The sequence below is a fragment of the Pseudomonas sp. E6002 genome (assembly GCF_013385565.1).
GTDB lineage: Bacteria > Pseudomonadota > Gammaproteobacteria > Pseudomonadales > Pseudomonadaceae > Aquipseudomonas.
The window spans coordinates 36,280-55,839 of the sequence record NZ_JACAPT010000007.1; the positions used below are offsets into that span (position 1 = coordinate 36,280).

Consider the following 19,560-nt stretch of genomic DNA (forward strand, 5'->3'; position numbering starts at 1 on the left):
CTCCAATCTTGTAGTTATTAGTGAGGCGCTCGCGTTACTTCTTGGCGGCGAACAGCGCGTCGAGCTTCTGCTCGAAGGTGTGGTAGTCGATGCGATCGTAAAGCTCCATACGGGTTTGCATGGTGTCGATCACGTTCTGCTGGGTGCCGTCGCGACGGATCGCGGTGTAGACGTTCTCGGCGGCCTTGTTCATGGCGCGGAAGGCCGAGAGCGGGTACAGGACGATGGAAACATCCGCAGATTTCAGTTGATCGACGGTATAGAGAGGTGTCGCACCGAATTCGGTGATGTTGGCCAGGATCGGCGCTTTCACGCGAGAGGCGAACAGCTTGTACATCTCAAGCTCAGTGATGGCTTCCGGGAACACCATGTCGGCACCGGCCTCGATGCAGGCGGCCGCACGTTCCAGGGCGGATTCCAAACCTTCCACGGCCAGTGCATCGGTGCGGGCCATGATCACGAAGCTGTCATCGGTACGCGCATCCACCGCAGCCTTGATGCGGTCGACCATTTCCTGCTGGGACACGATTTCTTTGTTCGGGCGATGGCCGCAACGCTTGGCGCCCACCTGGTCTTCGATATGGATCGCCGCCGCGCCGAACTTGATCATCGACTTGACGGTGCGCGCCACGTTGAACGCGGAGGAGCCGAAACCGGTGTCCACGTCCACCAGCAGCGGCAGGTCGCACACGTCGGTGATGCGGCGCACGTCCGTCAGCACGTCATCCAGGCCGGTGATGCCCAGGTCCGGCACACCGAGGGAGCCGGCAGCCACCCCGCCACCCGACAGGTAGATCGCCTTGAAGCCGGCGCGCTTGGCCAGCAGCGCATGGTTGGCGTTGATCGCGCCGACTACCTGCAACGGGTGCTCGCTGGCAACCGCGTCACGGAAACGCTGGCCTGGAGTGGTGTTGTTATTGGAACTCATGACTCACCTCGTGATTGGGGAGCGCCGTCCGGGAAGTGACGGGCAATGTTGCGTTTGGAGGCACCGATATGCCGGCGCATCAACAACTCGGCCAGTTCACCGTCGCGATCGGCAATCGCGTCAAGAATGCGGTGATGCTCGGCAAAGGCCTGGCGTGGACGATTGGGGGTGGCGGAGAATTGGATGCGGTACATGCGCACCAACTGATACAGCTCGCCGCACAACATTTGGGTCAGGGTGCGATTACCGGCGCCTTGAATTATCCGGTAATGAAAATCGAAGTCGCCTTCCTGCTGGTAGTAGCCGACACCGGCCTGGAAGGCCGCATCGCGCTCGTGGGTGTGCAACACCTGGCGCAGCTCTTCGATCTCGGCGTCGGTCATGCGCTCGGCGGCCAGGCGGCAGGCCATGCCTTCCAGGGATTCGCGGATTTCGTAGAGTTCGATCAGTTCTTCATGGCTCAACGAGACCACTCGCGCGCCCACATGGGGGATGCGCACCAGCAGGCGCTGGCCTTCCAGGCGATGAATCGCCTCGCGCAGCGGGCCACGGCTGATGCCATAGGTGCGCGCCAGTTCCGGCTCGGAGATCTTGCTGCCGGGGGCGATTTCGCCCTTGACGATGGCGGCCTGGATACGCCGGAAGACGTTCTCGGACATGGTCTGGGAATCGTCTTGGGCCATCACTGGGGTTTCCAGTTGATCCAGCATATTGTCGACACCTTTAAAAGCAATGCCGCAAAAACTAGCCAATCAGCCCCGGATAGTCAAAGAATAAATACACATTGTCGACAATCGTCTAATAACCCGCCTTGCACTCTATCGGGGCATGGCCGGCTGCCAGCGCTGGCGCCAGAAAACCTTCATGTTAGAATGCCGGCCACTTTTGCCTCACATCCCTGGATGAAAAGGCGCACGAGGGAGCTTGCGCAGCAATGCCAGTCGCCTTGAATTGAACATCGCACTGCACCGCGTCAGGATTTATGAGACTCAAGCCCTTCCCCCTTTTGCTTCTACTGTTTATCCCGGGCCTTGGCGTTGCTGCCGAGAAGACCGTTTATGGACTCAATGAATACGCCAAGTTGGCCGGCATTGACCTGGAAGTGGCCGCCAAGCTCGACACCGGGGCCAAGACCGCGTCCTTGAGCGCCCGCGACATCAAGCGCTTCAAGCGCAACGGCGAGTCCTGGGTGCGCTTCTACCTGGCCATCGACACCGCACACTCCCACCCCATCGAGCGCCCCCTGGCCCGCGTGAGCAAGATCAAGCGCCGCGCCGGTGACTACGACCCCGATGAAGACAAGAACTACACCGCCCGTCCAGTCATCGCCCTGGACATCTGCATGGGCACCGCTTTACGCAGTATCGAAGTGAACTTGACTGACCGCAGCGCCTTCCAATACCCGCTGCTGATCGGCTCCGAAGCGCTGAAACGCTTTGATGCGCTGGTCGACCCCAGTCTTAAATACGCGGCGGGCAAACCTGCCTGCGCCTCCGACGCTCATACCGCTGAGTAATTTGAATGCGCTCTCTTAATCTGCACCTGAAAATCCTGATCGCCGTTTTGGTGGTCTTGGGCATTTCGGTCACCGCCTATCAGATTTTCGTGCTGGGGATTCCCGTCACCGAGGACGCCACCGACGACCTGTGGAACATCGACGCCAAGGTCGAGTTCGTCGCCAGCGCCAAGGACCCGGTGAAAATCCAGATGTTCGTGCCGCCCCTGAGCCGCGACTTCGTCAGCCTGAATGAAAGCTTTATCTCGAATAACTACGGCGTCAGCGTCAATCGCCTCGACGGCAACCGCAAGGTCACCTGGTCGGCACGCCGGGCCAAGGGCAACCAGACCCTCTACTACCGCCTGGTGCTGACCAAGCGTTACAGCGGTGAAAAGGTCAAGGTCAAGGGCCCGACCTTCCGCGACAGCATCGCCGTCGAAGGCCCGGAAAAAATCGCCGCCGAAGCCCTGCTGGCGCCGATCCGCCAGCACTCGGCCGACGTCGAGACCTTTATCAGCGAAGCCATCAAGCGCACCAACAACCTCAACGACGACAACGTGAAGCTGCTGCTGGCGGGCGACCCGTCGACGCCGCACAAGGCCAAGATCGTCGAGTTGCTGCTGTCTATCGCCCACGTGCCGGTGGAAAAGGTCCACACCATCCGCCTGGTGGCCGACCAGCCGCAAACCCCGGAACTCTGGCTGCGCAGCTTCAACGGCAATGACTGGCTGTACTTCAACCCCGACACCGGCGAACAAGGGCTGCCAGCCGACCGCCTGCTGTGGTGGACCGGTGATGAAAACCTGATCACCGTCGACGGCGGCAAGAAGGCCATGGTGACCTTCAGCCTCAACAACAGCGAAATGAACGCGATTCGCCTGGCCAAGCTGACGGACGAAAACACCGACGCCAACTTCCTCGAGTACTCGCTGTACGGCCTGCCGCTGCAAACCCAGCAGACCTTCATGATCATGGTGATGATCCCGATTGGCGTGCTGGTGATCCTGATCCTGCGCAACCTGATCGGCCTGCAGACCCTTGGCACGTTTACCCCGGTGCTGATTGCCCTGGCGTTCCGAGAGACACAGCTGGGCTTCGGGATTGTGCTGTTCACCATTATTACGGCGCTGGGGCTGTCGCTTCGGTCTTACCTGGAACACTTGAAGCTGCAGATGCTGCCGAGGCTCTCGGTGGTGCTGACCTTCGTGGTGGTGCTGATCGCCGCCATCAGTCTGTTCAGCCACAAGCTCGGCCTGGAGCGCGGGTTGTCGGTGGCACTGTTCCCGATGGTGATCCTGACCATGACCATCGAACGCCTGTCGATCACCTGGGAAGAACGCGGTGGCGGCCATGCGATGAAAGTCGCGATCGGCACGCTGTTCGCCGCTTCCCTGGCGCACATCATCATGAGCGTGCCGGAACTGATCTACTTCGTGTTCACCTTCCCGGCGATCCTGTTGATCCTGGTGGGCTTCATGCTGGCCATGGGTCGTTATCGCGGCTACCGCCTGACCGAACTGGTGCGTTTCAAGGCCTTCCTCAAGGCTGACTCGTAATGTTCGGCTTCTGGAAGACCTGGAAGGCCCTGGAAGCGCGGGGGATCATGGGCATCAACCGGCGAAATGCCGACTACGTGCTCAAGTACAACAAGCGCAGCCTGTATCCGATCGTCGATGACAAGATCATCACCAAGGAACGGGCCATGGCCGCCGGCATCCACGTGCCGGAAATGTACGGGGTCATTTCCACCGAGAAGGAAATCGACAAGCTCGACGAGATCATCGGCGGGCGCAGCGACTTCGTGATCAAGCCGGCCCAGGGCGCCGGTGGTGACGGTATCCTGGTGATCGCCGACCGTTTTGAAGGGCGCTATCGCACGGTCTCCGGCAAGATCATCAGCCATGAAGAAATCGAGCATCAGATTTCCAGCATCCTCACCGGCCTGTATTCCCTCGGCGGCCACCGTGACCGCGCGCTGATCGAATACCGGGTGGTGCCCGACCAGATCTTCAAGAGCATCAGCTACGAAGGCGTACCGGACATCCGCATCATTGTGCTGATGGGCTACCCGGTGATGGCCATGCTGCGCTTGCCCACCCGCCAGTCCGGCGGCAAGGCCAACCTGCACCAGGGCGCGATTGGCGTGGGTGTCGACCTCGCCACCGGCCTGACCCTGCGCGGCACCTGGCTGAACAACATCATCACCAAGCACCCCGACACCACCAATGCGGTGGACGGCGTGCAACTGCCCAACTGGGACGGTTTCATGAAGCTCGCCGCCGGCTGCTACGAGCTGTGCGGCCTGGGCTATATCGGCGTGGACATGGTGCTGGACCAGGAAAAGGGTCCGTTGATCCTGGAACTTAACGCTCGCCCGGGGCTGAACATCCAGATTGCCAACGACTGCGGCCTGACCTTGCGCACCCATGCCGTGGAGGCTCGACTGGAAGAGCTGAAGGCGGCGGGCGTGACGGAAACACCGGAGGAACGGGTTAAGTTTGTGCAGGAAATGTTTGGGCATATTCCGGCGGTCGAGGGATAAACCCAGTGACCTGCTCCGTACACCCGCTGCCCTACCGGGCCAACCCTGCCGAATACTTTGCAGCAATCCGCCATGCGCCCGGCGCGGTGCTGCTGGACAGTGGCCGACCGGCGGCCGAGCGCGGCCGTTATGACCTGCTGAGCGCCTGGCCCGAGACGACCCTGGCGGTACTGCCCGACGAAAGCGGCAGTGATTTCCTGCAGCGCCTGCGGGAAAACCTGACGTTGCTGGGTGAAGCCACGATCCCCACGCCCTACGAACTGCCGTTTGCCGGCGGCCTCATCGGCTACCTGAGCTACGACTTCGGTCGTCATCTTGAGCACCTGCCGCACCTGGCGGTGGACGACCTGCACCTGCCGGATGCACGCTTTGGCCTGTACGCCTGGGCCTTGATCAGCGATCACCAGGCGCAGACCAGCCAACTGGTGTTCCACCCCAAACTGGCGGAAAGCGAACGGCAACGCCTGATTACCTTGTTCGGTCAGCCGACCATCAGCGCATCGGCCACCTTCAAGCTGCAAGGCCCAATGGCCCCGGACGTGACAGCCGACACCTACCAGCACGCCCTCGCCCGTATCCAGGACTACATCCAGGCCGGTGACTGCTACCAGGTCAACTTTGCCCAACGTTTCCGTGCTCCGTGCAGTGGCGATCCGTGGGTGGCCTACTGCGCCTTGCGCGAAGCCTGCCCAACACCGTTTTCCGGGTTCCAAAGCTTGCCGGATGATGGCGCGGTATTGAGTTTATCGCCGGAGCGCTTCGTCAAAATCAGCCAGCGCCAGGTGGAAACCCGCCCGATCAAGGGCACCCGGCCAAGGGGTGCGACGCCTGAGGAAGATGCAGCCAACGCCGCTGAATTGCTGGCCAGCCCCAAGGATCGTGCCGAAAACCTGATGATCGTCGACCTGCTGCGCAACGACCTGGGCCGCACCTGCCGTACCGGCTCGGTGAAAGTGCCGGAGTTGTTCAGCCTGGAAAGCTATCCCAACGTGCATCATCTGGTGAGCAGCGTCACCGGTGAGCTGGCGGACGATAAAGACGCCCTCGACCTGATCGCCGGCAGCTTCCCCGGCGGCTCCATCACCGGCGCACCGAAGATTCGCGCGATGCAGATCATCGACGAGCTGGAGCCGACCCGGCGCGGGTTGTATTGCGGTTCGCTGGTGTATCTGGACGTGCGCGGCGAGATGGACAGCTCCATCGCCATTCGCAGCCTGTTGGTCAAGGATGGTCAGGTGTGCTGCTGGGGCGGCGGCGGGATTGTCGCGGACTCGGAGTGGCAGGCGGAGTATCAGGAGTCGATGACCAAGGTGCGGGTGTTGTTACAAACCTTGGAAAGCCTGTAGCACGCAGCCCTCCCTGGCTCTGCGACGCGGAGCCAGGCAGCAGAAAAGACCTGAATCAGTACCGAAGTAGACGAGGTCGAAGCCGGAGGATAGCGTCCGGTTTCAACCGTCCACCAGCCGTCTGTGAAGGATCACATGAAACGACTGCCTACTTGTCAGGAAAGATTTCCGAGATTGCATCCGCCCTCAACCGCACCTATTATCTCCCAAATTGGGAGGTCGCAGCGATGCGGATAATCGCTCTGTCTGCCGGGAAAACCACCCTGGTTGCATGGATGCCAAAACGCCGCTGGTCGAGCTGTATCGCCATATGGAAAAAGCTGTTTACCCAACCCCTCAGGCCCTCAAGGCAGAGCTAAGGACAGCGAGCATTCTCAAAGGGGGCAGGGTTGTGTTCAACATAGGCGGCAACAAGTATCGAGTGATCATGGCGATCAATTATCAGCGACAGCTTGCGTTCATACGCTTCGTGGGGACCCACGCGCAGTACGATCAGATCAATGCGGAGACCGTGTGATGAACATCAAACCCATTCATTCCCAGGAAGACCTGACCGCTGCGCTCGCGCGCGTCGAACAGCTATGGGAAGCGGAAATCGGCTCGCCCGAGGGTGACGAGCTGGAAATTCTCGCGATACTTATCGAAAAGTACGAAGCGGAGCATTTCCCAATGCCGCCTTCGGATCCCGTAGAAGCGATTAAATTTCGAATGGAGCAACTAGGCCTGACCGCCCGTGACCTGGAGCCTTTCATAGGTCCGAGCGGGCGGGTTTCCGAAGTGTTGAATCATAAGCGCAAGCTGAGCTTGTCGATGATCAAACGCCTGCATGAAGGCTTGCGCATTCCTTATGAGAGTTTGCTGGCAGGGGTCTAGGCTGTGCAGTGGCCATACCGGCCCCATCGCGGGCAAGCCCGGCTCCCACATTGGAGCGCGGTCAACATGTGGGAGCTGGCTTCCATCAGCCACACCCAATAACTTACAGGCTCAACTGCCGATTCGACGCCTTGATGAACTCTTTCTTCAAGTCCTCAAACGTATGCACCGCCGGGAACTGCGGGAACTCGCGAATCACGTTCTCCGGCGCGTGGAACAGAATCCCACGGTCGGCCTCACCCAGCATGGTGGTGTCGTTGTAGGAATCACCGGCGGCAATCACGCGGTAGTACAGGGTCTTGAAGGCCAGCACCGACTGACGCTTGGGATCTTTCTGACGCAGCTGGTAGCTCACCACCCGGTCACTCTCGTCGGTGATCAACCGGTGGCACAGCAAGGTCGGGAAACCCAGTTGGCGCATCAGCGGCTGGGAGAACTCATAGAAGGTGTCAGACAGGATCACCACCTGGAAGCGCTCGCGCAGCCAGTTGACGAACTCGATGGCGCCGTCCAGCGGCTTGAGGGTGGCGATCACTTCCTGGATGTCCGAGAGCTTCAGCCCATGCTCATCAAGAATGCGCAGGCGCTGTTTCATCAGCACGTCGTAGTCGGGGATGTCCCGGGTGGTGGCCCGCAAGGATTCAATACCGGTTTTTTCGGCGAAGGCGATCCAGATTTCCGGAACCAGCACCCCTTCCAGGTCGAGACAGGCAATTTCCACAAGACACTCCCATTTAAAGTTATTGAGTTGAGCGAGCAAAAGGACTGCCGAACTCTAGCGATTCACGCTGGCCGCCGCAACGCAGGCGGGATTTTGTTACCATCGCCCCCCTATAGAGCGCTCAGCGCCACTGACCTGTAGGAACCGTCCTGATGAACCAAGCCTTCGACGTCGCTGAACTCGCCGCGACTTACGCCAACAAATCCGCCCAGGACATTCTCAAGCTGGCCTTCAGCCAGTTTGGCGACGACCTGTGGATCTCTTTCAGCGGTGCCGAGGACGTGGTGCTGGTAGACATGGCCTGGAAGCTGAACAAGAACGTCAAGGTGTTCAGCCTCGACACCGGTCGCCTGCACCCGGAGACCTACCGGTTTATCGAGCAGGTGCGTGAGTTCTACAAGATCGACATCGAACTGATCTCGCCGGACCAGAGCAAGCTGGAACCCTTCGTCAAGGAAAAGGGCCTGTTCAGTTTCTACAAGGACGGCCATGGCGAGTGCTGTGGCGTGCGCAAGATCGAACCGCTGCGCCGCAAGCTGTCCGGTGTAAGCGCTTGGGCCACCGGCCAGCGCCGCGACCAGAGCCCCGGCACCCGCAGCCAGGTGGCCGCGCTGGAAATCGATACGGCTTTTTCCACCCCGGAACGCACCCTGTACAAGTTCAACCCGCTGGCGCAGATGACCAGTGAGGAAGTATGGGGTTACATCCGCATGCTGGAGTTGCCGTACAACAGCCTGCACGAGCGCGGTTTTATCAGCATCGGCTGTGAGCCGTGCACCCGTCCGGTACTGCCGAACCAGCACGAACGCGAAGGCCGTTGGTGGTGGGAAGAAGCAACCCAAAAAGAATGCGGGTTGCACGCCGGGAACATCATCAGCAAGGCATAACGCCTGAGCCAGAATCCTGTACACAGAAATGTCACCATCGGTGCCATTTTTGTGTGCACTTATAAAATCCTGCACCGAAAAGTTACATCCTCCCTCGTCACACCTCTTCTAAAATCCCCGCCCCTCTCTGCACCACAAAATAAATAGCTGTTCAAACGGTCAATTTATATCGCTTTAAATTCAGCCGGTTATTTCCAATCACGCTAAAAACCAAATCGCCGTGTATTTCACCCGGCGAAAATCTGGCACGCATGTGGCTTAAGGCAAAACACACTTTGTATACAATTAATAAAAAAGATACATACACTTTGACATCAGCCGCTCTCCTGCTGATGTCCAGGAGCCTGCCGGAATGCGTACAAGTCTCTCCAATAACATCGCACTGGATCTGCCCTCCTCCACCCTGAACCCCGAGGCCACGAGCCCCGGCCCGTTGGTCCTCAGCCCGCGCCTGCACAACAAGGACCTGGCGCCTACCAAGGCCGAAGGCCGGCGCTGGGGCCGCTACAGCATCTTTGCCTTGTGGACCAACGATGTGCACAACATCGCCAACTACTCCTTCGCCATCGGCCTGTATGCGCTGGGCCTGGGTGGCTGGCAGATTCTGCTGTCCCTGGGGATCGGCGCGGCGCTGGTGTACTTCTTCATGAACCTGTCGGGCTATATGGGGCAGAAGACCGGCGTACCGTTTCCAGTGATCAGCCGCATCAGTTTTGGCATCCATGGTGCGCAGATTCCTGCACTGATTCGTGCGGTGATCGCGATTGCCTGGTTCGGGATACAGACCTACCTGGCCTCGGTGGTTTTCCGCGTGCTATTGACAGCGGTTCATCCAGGTTTTGCCGACTACGACCACAACTCGATCCTCGGCCTGTCCACCCTGGGCTGGGCGTGTTTTGTGGCGATCTGGTTTGTGCAGCTCGCCATCCTCGCCTATGGGATGGAGATGGTGCGCCGCTATGAAGCCTTCGCCGGGCCGGTGATTCTGCTGACAGTAGCGTCCCTGGCCGGCTGGATGTATTTCCAGGCCGGCGGCCAGATCGCCTGGTCGATCCGCGAGCCGCTGACCGGTGGTGAGATGTGGCGCAATATCTTTGCCGGCGGCGCGCTGTGGCTGGCGATCTACGGCACGCTGATCCTGAATTTCTGCGACTTCGCCCGCTCCTCGCCGTGCCGCAAGACCATCAAGGTCGGTAATTTCTGGGGCCTGCCGGTGAATATCCTGGTGTTCGCGGCCATCACCGTGCTGCTGTGCGGCGGGCAGTTCCACCTCAATGGCCGGGTGATCGAGAGCCCTACGGAAATCATTGCGGCGATACCCAACACATTCTTCCTGGTGCTGGGCTGCCTAGCGTTCCTGATTGTGACCGTGGCGGTGAACATCATGGCCAACTTCGTCGCACCCGCCTTTGTGCTGAGCAACCTGGCGCCCAAGTACCTGAACTTCCGCCGCGCCGGGCTGATCAGCGCCACCGTGGCGGTGTTGATCCTGCCGTGGAACCTCTACAACAGCCCGCTGGTGATCGTGTATTTCCTCTCAGGGCTGGGCGCACTGCTGGGGCCGTTGTACGGCGTGATCATGGTCGACTACTGGTTGATCCGTAAAAGCCAGGTGGACGTGCCGCAGTTGTATAGCGAAGACCCGAATGGCGCTTATTACTACAGCTGCGGGATCAATTTGCGGGCGGTGGCGGCGTTTATTCCTGCGGCGGTGATCGCCATTCTCCTGGCCCTGCTGCCCGGGTTCGCCCTCGTCTCGCCCTTCTCCTGGCTGATTGGCGCCGGTATTGCAGGGCTGCTGTACCTGCTGTTCGCCAAGCGCCAGCCGTACTACGCCGATGTGAGCGGCGAAAGCATTGCAGTCGATAACATCAGTCATTAAGTAAGGACATTCCATGCGCATCCTTGTGGTCAACGTCAACACCACCGAGTCCATCACCGAGGCCATCGCCAAACAGGCACGGGCGGTGGCGTCCCCCGGCACCGAGATCGTCGGCCTGACTCCGTTTTTCGGTGCCGAATCGGTGGAAGGCAATTTCGAAAGCTACCTGGCGGCCATCGCGGTGATGGACCGGGTGATGGCTTACGACCAGCCGTTCGATGCGGTAATCCAGGCCGGCTACGGCGAACATGGCCGCGAAGGCTTACAGGAGTTGCTCAACGTGCCGGTGGTGGACATCACCGAAGCGGCCGCCAGCACCGCGATGTTCCTCGGACATGCCTACTCCGTGGTGACCACCCTGGACCGCACCGTGCCGCTGATCGAGGACCGACTGAAACTGGCGGGTTTGTATCAGCGCTGCGCGTCGGTACGGGCCAGCGGCATGGCGGTACTGGAGCTGGAAGAAGACCCGCTGCGGGCCATGGAGGCCATCGTACGCCAGGCCGAATTGGCGATCAGCGAAGACAAGGCCGAAGTGATCTGCCTGGGCTGCGGCGGCATGGCCGGGCTGGATGAGCAGATTCGCTACCGCACGGGTGTGCCGGTGGTGGACGGTGTGACCTCGGCTGTCACCATTGCCGAAGGCCTGGTGCGGTTGGGACTGTCGACCTCGAAGATCCGCACGTATGCGACGCCGAGGCCGAAGAAAGTGATCGGCTGGCCCGGAAAGTTCGGACATTGAAGATCCAAAATGTGGGAGCGGGCTTGCTCGCGAAAGCGGTGGATCAGTCGATGCATGTGGTGACTGTCACACCGCCTTCGCGAGCAAGCCCGCTCCCACACTTTGATTCCCACAAGGATCAAATGGCGCTGAACCGCCGCCCCAACTCGCGTTCGACAAACTGCTCCAGGATGAAATCCACAAACGCCCGGGTCTTGCCGGGCAGCAGCTTGTGTTCGGCGTAGTACAGCGAGATGTTGCCGTCGTCGACGTACCAGTCGGGCAGCACTCGCACCAGTTGGCCGCTGTCCAGATACGGCACCGCCATCGGCATGCTGACCAGCGCAATCCCCAGGCCCTGGGCGCTGGCGCAGCAGGCAGCGCCCGAGTCGCTCATGGTCATGCGCGGCTTGAGCACCAGCGGGCGTTGTTCGCGGGTGCGGTGGGTGAGTTGCCACGAACGCACGCGCCCGGTTTGCGGTGAGCGGATCAGGATGCCGTTGCACACAGACAAGTCCTCGGGCGCGACCACCGGCTTGCGTTTGGCGAGGTATTCCGGTGAGGCCAGCAGGATCCGGTGAGCCGGCGCCAGCTTGCGCGCGACCACGCCCTGGGGCAGCTCAAAACCACCGCCGATCGCGGCATCGAAACCCTGGCCGATCAGGTCCACCTGGCGGTTATCGAAATGCCAGTCGGGGTTGATATCAGGAAAGCGCTTTAGAAACTCCCCCAGCAACGGCACCACATAACGGTTGCCGAACACCGTGCCCATGCTCACTTTCAGCGTGCCCACTGGCCGCCCTTCGGCACTGGCCAGGTTAGCCACGGCGTTTTGAATGGTGGTGAGGCTGCCGCTGACTTCTTCGAGGAAGAGCTTGCCGGCCTCAGTCAGCGTCAGGCGCCGGGTACTGCGCTGGAACAGCCTTACACCCAGGCGCGCCTCCAGCTTGGCCACACTTTTGCCCACGGCCGCCGGGGTCAGGCTCAGGTGCCGGGCAGCCTCGGCAAAACTGCCGCCTTCGGCGCTGCGCACGAAGCATTCGATACTGCCAAAGCTTTCCATATCGCCCCACTCTAAACTTTTGGTTTACACAGACTATAGCAATCACGGTCTACCGGGCGCGCCGGGTGAGGTCGATACTCGACTCCAACCTAAACACACCTTTTGGAGAACGACATGACCACACAAAACCTCAGCGGCAAAGTCGCCTTGATCCAGGGCGGTTCCCGCGGTATCGGCGCCGCCATCGTCAAGCGCCTGGCCGCACAGGGCGCTGCCGTCGCCTTTACCTACGTCAGTTCGGCTGCCAAGGCTGAAGAGTTGCAGAACAGCGTGATCAGCCAAGGCGGCAAAGCCCTGGCGATTCATGCCGACAGCGCCGACGCAGACGCCATCCGCAGCGCCGTCAACGCCACCGTCGAAGCGTTCGGGCGCCTGGATATTCTGGTCAACAACGCAGGCGTGCTGGCCGTCGGCCCGCTGGAAGATTTCAAGCTGGAAGACTTCGACCGCACCCTCGCCATCAACGTACGCAGCGTATTTGTCGCCACCCAGGAAGCCGCGCGGCACATGGGCGAAGGTGGCCGCATCATCAACATCGGCAGCACCAATGCCGATCGCATGCCGTTTGCCGGTGGCGGCCCGTACGCCATGAGCAAATCGGCGCTGGTCGGCCTGACCAAAGGCCTGGCCCGCGACCTGGGCCCACGGGGCATCACCATCAATAACGTGCAGCCAGGCCCGGTGGACACCGACATGAACCCGGCAAGCGGTGATTTCGCCGAAAGCCTGATCGGCTTCATGGCCGTGGGCCGTTATGGCCATGTAGAAGAGATCGCCAGTTTCGTTGCCTATCTGGCAGGCCCTGAGGCCGGCTACATCACCGGCGCCAGCCTGACCATCGACGGTGGTTTCGGCGCCTGAACCAACGCTGCGACATCACACCACGCTCCGACCTTGGTCGACACTGACTAACGCCAAGCATCATGCGAGACTGTTCGCCCGGGCCGGGAATGCCCGGGCGTTCTTATGTCTGGAGTTCTCATGACGCTGTCCAGCGGGCTGATCGCCGCCGTTGCCCTGGCCTATATGGCCATTATGTTTGCCATCGCCTTTTACGGTGACCGTCGCCATGCGCCGCTGCCGCCGCGGATGCGTGCCTGGGTGTATAGCCTGTCGCTGGCGGTGTATTGCACCAGCTGGACATTCTTTGGTGCCGTAGGCCAGGCGGCCGAACAGTTGTGGGCGTTTTTACCGATCTACCTGGGACCGGTGCTGCTGTTGGTGCTCGCGCCGTGGGTCCTGCAGAAGATGGTGCTGATCAGCAAGCAGGAAAACATCACCTCCATCGCCGACTTTATCGCCGCCCGTTACGGCAAATCCCAATCCCTGGCGGTGGTGGTGGCGCTGATCTGCCTGGTGGGCGTCCTGCCTTATATAGCCTTGCAACTCAAAGGCATCGTGCTGGGGGTGAACCTGCTGATCGGCGCCAGCGCCGACACCACGGGCACCCGCTCCCAGGACACGGCGCTGATCGTGTCGCTGGTATTGGCGTTGTTCACCATTGTGTTCGGTACCCGCAACCTGGACGCCACGGAACACCACCGCGGCATGGTGCTGGCGATTGCCTTTGAATCGTTGGTCAAGCTGTTCGCGTTTCTCGCCGTCGGTGCGTTTGTGACCTACGGCCTGTACGACGGTTTCGACGATTTGTTCAGCCAGGCGATGCTCGCGCCACGGCTGGAGGAATACTGGAAAGAGACCGTCAACTGGCCCTCGATGGTGGTGCAGACCGGTGTCGCGATGATGGCGATCATCTGCCTGCCCCGGCAGTTCCATGTCACCGTGGTGGAAAATATCGACCCCCAGGACCTGCGGCTGGCCAAGTGGGTGTTCCCGGCCTACCTGATCCTGGCCGCCCTGTTTGTCATCCCGATTGCCCTCGGCGGGAAGATGCTGCTGCCGGGCTCGGTATTGCCGGATTCCTACGTGATCAGCCTGCCGTTGGCCGAAGCCCATCCGGCGCTCGCCGTGCTGGCGTTTATCGGCGGCGCCTCGGCGGCTACGGGCATGGTGATCGTCGCGAGCATCGCCCTGTCGACCATGGTCTCCAACGACATGCTGCTGCCCTGGCTGCTGCGCCGTTCCAGTGCCGAGCGGCCGTTCGAAGTGTTCCGTCACTGGATGCTGTCGGTACGCCGGGTGAGCATTGTCATCATCCTGCTGCTGGCTTACGTCAGTTACCGGCTGCTGGGGTCCTCCGCCAGCCTTGCAACCATTGGCCAGATTGCGTTCGCCGCCGTGACCCAGCTGGCACCGGCGATGCTGGGTGCGCTGTACTGGAAACAGGCCAACCGGCGCGGCGTGTTTGCCGGATTGGCGGCGGGTACGTTCCTGTGGTTCTACACCTTGGTCCTGCCGGTCACCGCGAAAAGTCTGGGCTGGTCGTTCAGCCTTTTCCCGGGCATGACGTGGCTGCATTCGCATCCGCTGGGCTTGTCTGTAACTTCTCTGACGCTGGGCACCGTATTTTCCCTGGCGGGTAACTTCACACTGTTTGTGTGGGTCTCAATGCTGTCGCGTACGCGGGTGTCGGAGCATTGGCAGGCCGGGCGTTTTATTGGCCAGGAAATCAGCCAGCGAGCCAGCGCCCGCTCAATGCTTTCGGTGCAGATCAATGATTTGCTCAGCCTCGCAGCGCGGTTTGTCGGTGAAGAACGGGCTCACCAGAGTTTTGTGCGCTTCGCCTATCGCCAAGGCAAAGGGTTTAACCCCAACCAGAACGCTGACAATGACTGGATTGCCCACACCGAACGCCTGTTGGCCGGTGTGCTCGGGGCTTCATCGACCCGCGCAGTGGTGAAAGCCGCCATTGAAGGCAGGGAAATGCAGTTGGAGGACGTAGTACGCATCGCCGACGAGGCGTCGGAAGTGCTGCAGTTCAACCGGGCATTGCTGCAAGGCGCCATCGAAAACATCACCCAGGGCATCAGCGTGGTCGACCAGTCCCTGCGGCTGGTGGCGTGGAACCGGCGGTACCTGGAGCTGTTCAATTACCCCGAGGGCCTGATCAGCGTGGGCCGGCCGATTGCCGACATCATTCGCTACAACGCCGAGCGCGGGCTGTGCGGCCCGGGCGAGGCGGAAGTACACGTGGCGCGCCGCCTGCACTGGATGCGCCAGGGCCGTGCGCATACCTCCGAGCGGCTGTTTCCCAATGGCCGGGTGATCGAGCTGATCGGCAACCCGATGCCGGGTGGCGGGTTTGTGATGAGCTTCACCGACATCACCGCGTTCCGCGAAGCCGAGCAGGCGTTGACCGAGGCCAATGAAGGCCTGGAACAGCGGGTGACCGAGCGAACCCACGAACTGTCGCAACTCAACGTCGCGCTGACCGATGCCAAGGGCGTGGCCGAGACCGCCAGCCAGTCGAAAACCCGGTTCCTCGCAGCGGTCAGTCACGACTTGATGCAACCGTTGAACGCCGCAAGGCTGTTCTCTGCCGCCCTCTCCCACCAGAACGACGGCATGTCGCCGGATGCCCGGCAGTTGGTGCAGCATCTGGACAGCTCGTTGCGTTCGGCGGAAGACCTGATCAGCGACCTGCTGGATATTTCGCGCCTGGAAAACGGCAAGATCAATCCGCAGCGCCAGCCCTTCGTGCTCAATGAACTGTTCGATACGCTGGGCGCCGAGTTCAAGGCGCTGGCTCAGGAGCAGGGTTTGCGTTTCCGTCTGCGGGGCAGTCGTTTGCGGGTGGACAGTGACATCAAGTTGCTGCGGCGGGTGTTGCAGAATTTCCTCACCAACGCATTCCGGTACGCCGACGGGCCGGTGCTATTGGGTGTGCGGCGCCGTCGCGGCGAGTTGTGCCTGGAAGTGTGGGACCGCGGTCCCGGGATTCCCCAGGACAAGCAAAAAGTCATCTTCGAGGAATTCAAACGCCTGGACAGTCACCAGACCCGTGCCGAGAAAGGCCTGGGACTGGGCCTGGCGATTGCCGATGGCCTGTGCCGCGTGCTCGGGCACCGCCTGAGCGTGCGTTCATGGCCGGGCAAAGGCAGCGTGTTCAGCGTGCGTGTGCCGTTGGCGCGCACTCAGGTCAGCGCGCCTGCCAAGCCGGCGCAGGAAAGCGGCCAGCCGTTGAGCGGTGCACAGGTGCTGTGTGTGGATAACGAAGAAAGCATCCTGATCGGCATGCGCAGTTTGCTCACGCGCTGGGGCTGTGAAGTCTGGACCGCCCGCGACCAGGCGCAATGTGCCGCGTTGCTGGCCGAGGGTGTGCGGCCGCAACTGGCCCTGGTGGATTACCACCTCGACCACGGCGAGACCGGCACCGAGTTGATGGGCTGGCTGCGGGCACAACTGGCAGAGCCGATTCCGGGTGTGGTGATCAGTGCCGACGGGCGGCCGGAGATGGTGGCCCAGGTGCATGCGGCAGGGTTGGATTACCTGGCCAAGCCGGTGAAGCCGGCGGCGTTGCGGGCATTGTTGAGCCGGCACCTGCCGCTTTAGCCCATGTGGGAGCTGGCTTGCCTGCGATGGCATCGCCTCGGTGTATCTGGAGGAACGAGGTGTCTGCATCGCAGGCAAGCCAGCTCCCACAGAGACCGGTGACTATTCTGGCAACTGCGCCACGCCGTCTTCATCGGTCATCGCCCGTTCCAGCAAGTCGGCCGGCAGGCTTTTGCTGGCGCGGGCGCCGAGCAGCTTCAGTTGCTCGGTACGGCTCACCAGGTTTCCGCGTCCGTCGGTCAGCTTGTTGCGCGCTGCACTGTAGGCTTTATCCAGCTGCTGCAGGCGGTTGCCTACCTCGTCCAGGTCCTGGATAAACAGCACGAACTTGTCGTACAGCCAACCGGCGCGCTCGGCAATTTCCCGGGCGTTCTGGCTTTGCCGTTCCTGTTTCCACAGGCTGTCGATCACCCGCAAGGTGGCCAACAACGTGGTCGGGCTGACAATCACGATGTTGCGGTCGAAGGCTTCCTGGAACAGGTTCGGCTCGGCTTGAAGCGCCGCCGAAAATGCGGCTTCAATGGGCACGAACAGCAGCACGAAATCCAGGCTGTGCAGGCCTTCCAGACGTTTGTAGTCCTTGCCGGCCAAGCCTTTGACGTGGTTGCGCAAGGACAGTACGTGCTGCTTGAGGGCTGCCTGGCCGATCGCCTGGTCGTCCTCGGCGACGTACTGTTGATAGGCGGTCAGGCTGACCTTGGAGTCCACCACTACCTGCTTGTCCCCCGGCAGCATGATCAACACGTCGGGCTGGAAGCGTTCGCCGTCCGGGCCCTTGAGGTTGACCTGGGTCTGGTACTCGCGGCCCTTTTCCAGACCGGCATGTTCCAGCACCCGCTCCAGGATCAACTCGCCCCAGTTGCCCTGGGTTTTCTGGCCCTTGAGGGCGCGGGTCAGGTTGGTGGCTTCATCGGACAGGCGCAGGTTCAGCTGTTGCAGGCGCTCCAGCTCCTTGGCCAGGGAAAACCGCTCGCGGGCTTCGCTCTGGTAGCTTTCTTCGACGCGCTTTTCGAACGACTGGATGCGCTCCTTGAGCGGGTCGAGCAATTGGCCGAGGCGCTGCTGGCTGGTTTCGGCGAAGCGTTGCTCGCGCTCGTCGAAGATCTTCCCGGCGAGTTCAGCGAACTGCGCCCGCAGCTCATCACGGGAACCTTGCAGGTCACTGAGGCGTTGCTGATGGCTTTCCTGTTGCTCGCGCAATTCGGCGCGCAGGGACGCGGACAAGGCATCCAGGCGGCGTAGTTCGGTTTCCTTGGCGGAACGGTCGAGGTTCCAGGCGTGGGCGGCGTCGCGGGCGTTGTCACGGTCGATCTGCAGCAGTTCGACTTCCCGGCGCACGGCGGCCAAATCAGCCTGTTTGGCAGCGTTGGCCTGGCTCAGGTCGCTGATTTCGTCACGGCTGGCGTCCAACTGCGCGGCGAGCCCTTCCTGGGCCAGTTGTGCGGTGGCCAGGCGCTCTTCGAGCAATTCCCAGCCGGCGATTCGCGCGCTCAGTCGGCGCTGAATTTGCCAGCACAGGCCCAACAGCGGCAATCCAGCAGCGGCGAGACCCAGCACAACACTGGTCCAGTCAAAAGCCATAGCGATTCCTGCCGTCACCCGAAAAGAAGAAGGTTAACCAAGCCAGCGCATTGAGGACAGCTCAGTCTTCGATCTGGCCCAGTTCACGCTGGGCGATGCGGTCACCGGCGCGGGCGGCCTGGCGCAGCAGTTCGTGGCCGATACGGCGGTCGCGGGCATTGCCGCACTCGCGGCACATCAACTGGCCCAGACGGCTTTGCGCCACCACCACGCCAGCACGAGCCGGTTGCTTGAGCAAATGCCCTGCAAAATGTTTGACGTTGGGGCTGTGGCCCAGGCGCGGGCTGTCGAGCAACCACAAGGCAACTTTCAGGGAAAAACGCTTGGGTGCGGTAACAACCTGAGGGCTGTCGGTAACAGAAGGTGATACTGAGCGAAACTTCATAAAGCACTGTGGGACAGAACGGAAGGCGCGCCACTCTACTCTTTTTTTCGTACAGGTAAAGCTGAAAAAAGCCTGCACGCCCGTTCTAGAGCAAGCGCTTGGGACAATCCACAGAAGCTGTGGATAACTCAGTGGACAACCGTTCTGTAAGTCCCGCAAAGGCCCATGGAACGGGGGCCGCAGTCAAACTGACGATTTTTTCACCAATAAAAAAAAGCTCGATTTTTCATTGACTTAAATTTTAGTTGCAGGCACCCGGGCGCTTTGCGGGGCGTATGTCAGTTCAGTTACACAGGGCGCCACCAATGTGCACAACTACCCACTCGCCGGTTATATCAACCGCGTTTTTTGCTCAGGCAGCGGCTAAGGAATGTTACCGCAGGCCCAGGACCCGAAAAGTTTTTTGCCTATCACACTTCCTTTCATCGTTTCAATCCGTTACTATCCGCGGCGTTAGTACCAAGCTGAAAGTCAATTCTGGTCGAACAACTCCCTCACGGCACCGCCGACAAAAAGGGATCGACCACCTCGATGGTTTCCAGGTATCACTTGCGACGACACGGCCTTTGAACAATGCAAAGGGTGTCGCGAAGTTTCCATACTCTGAAAGAACCAACCTGCAAATTGATCAGGATCTTCACCCCGGGCCCAGAACCTTTGCCCCTGTTGTGTTGCCTGCCC

General features: G+C 60.8%; 17 protein-coding genes. 11 read left to right on the forward strand and 6 right to left on the reverse strand.

Features of this window, described 5'->3' with window-relative positions:
* Positions 1-34: 34 nt before the first annotated feature.
* Positions 35-928: a methylisocitrate lyase gene (prpB, locus tag HX815_RS06135; RefSeq protein WP_003214976.1), complete on the reverse strand. Its 894-nt coding sequence runs from the start codon at positions 926-928 to the stop codon at positions 35-37.
* The gene (locus HX815_RS06140) at positions 925-1,638 is read right to left on the reverse strand and encodes a GntR family transcriptional regulator (protein ID WP_008432676.1); all 714 of its coding nucleotides are present in this window, start codon (positions 1,636-1,638) and stop codon (positions 925-927) included. Before HX815_RS06140 ends, prpB begins: the two co-directional genes overlap by 4 nt.
* 272 nt (positions 1,639-1,910) lie before the next feature.
* Here HX815_RS06140 and HX815_RS06145 point away from each other — a divergent pair, with 272 nt between their 5' ends.
* The 6 genes from HX815_RS06145 to HX815_RS06170 all read left to right on the forward strand — a co-directional run bounded on the left by HX815_RS06145 (position 1,911) and on the right by HX815_RS06170 (position 7,187).
* Positions 1,911-2,444: an ATP-dependent zinc protease gene (locus tag HX815_RS06145; protein ID WP_023659091.1), complete on the forward strand. Its 534-nt coding sequence runs from the start codon at positions 1,911-1,913 to the stop codon at positions 2,442-2,444.
* A 5-nt stretch (positions 2,445-2,449) separates the two neighbouring features.
* Positions 2,450-3,982 carry an inactive transglutaminase family protein gene (locus tag HX815_RS06150; protein ID WP_003214971.1) on the forward strand — a complete coding sequence of 511 codons (1,533 nt, stop codon included), beginning with the start codon at positions 2,450-2,452 and terminating at the stop codon, positions 3,980-3,982.
* Positions 3,982-4,968 carry an alpha-L-glutamate ligase-like protein gene (locus HX815_RS06155; protein ID WP_003214969.1) on the forward strand — a complete coding sequence of 329 codons (987 nt, stop codon included), beginning with the start codon at positions 3,982-3,984 and terminating at the stop codon, positions 4,966-4,968. Before HX815_RS06150 ends, HX815_RS06155 begins: the two co-directional genes overlap by 1 nt.
* A 5-nt stretch (positions 4,969-4,973) precedes the next feature.
* Positions 4,974-6,314 carry an aminodeoxychorismate synthase component I gene (pabB, locus tag HX815_RS06160; RefSeq protein ID WP_177027955.1) on the forward strand — a complete coding sequence of 447 codons (1,341 nt, stop codon included), beginning with the start codon at positions 4,974-4,976 and terminating at the stop codon, positions 6,312-6,314.
* Between the two features lie 271 nt (positions 6,315-6,585).
* Positions 6,586-6,831 carry a type II toxin-antitoxin system HigB family toxin gene (locus HX815_RS06165; protein ID WP_177027956.1) on the forward strand — a complete coding sequence of 82 codons (246 nt, stop codon included), beginning with the start codon at positions 6,586-6,588 and terminating at the stop codon, positions 6,829-6,831.
* Entirely contained in the window at positions 6,831-7,187 is a 357-nt protein-coding gene (locus tag HX815_RS06170) for a type II toxin-antitoxin system HigA family antitoxin (protein WP_087695204.1), read from the forward strand. Before HX815_RS06165 ends, HX815_RS06170 begins: the two co-directional genes overlap by 1 nt.
* Positions 7,188-7,290: 103 nt before the next feature.
* Here the strand turns inward: HX815_RS06170 and thrH are convergent, their stop codons facing one another.
* The gene (gene thrH / locus HX815_RS06175; protein WP_102368354.1) at positions 7,291-7,908 is read right to left on the reverse strand and encodes a bifunctional phosphoserine phosphatase/homoserine phosphotransferase ThrH; all 618 of its coding nucleotides are present in this window, start codon (positions 7,906-7,908) and stop codon (positions 7,291-7,293) included.
* A gap of 152 nt (positions 7,909-8,060) precedes the next feature.
* Between thrH and HX815_RS06180 the strand changes: the two genes are divergently transcribed.
* From HX815_RS06180 to HX815_RS06190, 3 genes are all read left to right on the forward strand, one after another.
* Positions 8,061-8,795 (forward strand): phosphoadenylyl-sulfate reductase, encoded by a 735-nt coding sequence (locus tag HX815_RS06180; protein WP_003214958.1) that lies wholly within the window; start codon positions 8,061-8,063, stop codon positions 8,793-8,795.
* Positions 8,796-9,147: 352 nt separating this feature from the next.
* The gene (locus tag HX815_RS06185; RefSeq protein ID WP_177027957.1) at positions 9,148-10,677 is read left to right on the forward strand and encodes an NCS1 family nucleobase:cation symporter-1; all 1,530 of its coding nucleotides are present in this window, start codon (positions 9,148-9,150) and stop codon (positions 10,675-10,677) included.
* 13 nt (positions 10,678-10,690) lie between these two features.
* Entirely contained in the window at positions 10,691-11,419 is a 729-nt protein-coding gene (locus HX815_RS06190) for an aspartate/glutamate racemase family protein (RefSeq protein WP_003214954.1), read from the forward strand.
* 118 nt (positions 11,420-11,537) lie between these two features.
* Here the strand turns inward: HX815_RS06190 and HX815_RS06195 are convergent, their stop codons facing one another.
* Positions 11,538-12,461: a LysR family transcriptional regulator gene (locus HX815_RS06195; RefSeq protein ID WP_102605104.1), complete on the reverse strand. Its 924-nt coding sequence runs from the start codon at positions 12,459-12,461 to the stop codon at positions 11,538-11,540.
* Positions 12,462-12,575: 114 nt separating this feature from the next.
* Here HX815_RS06195 and HX815_RS06200 point away from each other — a divergent pair, with 114 nt between their 5' ends.
* Both HX815_RS06200 and HX815_RS06205 read left to right on the forward strand, forming a co-directional pair.
* Positions 12,576-13,322, forward strand: a complete 747-nt coding sequence (locus HX815_RS06200; RefSeq protein ID WP_008432692.1) for a 3-oxoacyl-ACP reductase family protein — start codon at positions 12,576-12,578, stop codon at positions 13,320-13,322.
* Between the two features lie 120 nt (positions 13,323-13,442).
* Positions 13,443-16,913, forward strand: coding sequence for a PAS domain-containing hybrid sensor histidine kinase/response regulator (locus tag HX815_RS06205; RefSeq protein ID WP_003214948.1), 3,471 nt, complete (start codon positions 13,443-13,445; stop codon positions 16,911-16,913).
* Positions 16,914-17,015: 102 nt separating this feature from the next.
* Here the strand turns inward: HX815_RS06205 and rmuC are convergent, their stop codons facing one another.
* Together rmuC and HX815_RS06215 are read right to left on the reverse strand one after the other, a co-directional pair.
* Positions 17,016-18,380: a DNA recombination protein RmuC gene (gene rmuC / locus HX815_RS06210; protein WP_173406092.1), complete on the reverse strand. Its 1,365-nt coding sequence runs from the start codon at positions 18,378-18,380 to the stop codon at positions 17,016-17,018.
* A gap of 175 nt (positions 18,381-18,555) precedes the next feature.
* Positions 18,556-18,879, reverse strand: a complete 324-nt coding sequence (locus tag HX815_RS06215; protein WP_023659092.1) for a sel1 repeat family protein — start codon at positions 18,877-18,879, stop codon at positions 18,556-18,558.
* Positions 18,880-19,560 lie beyond the last annotated feature (681 nt).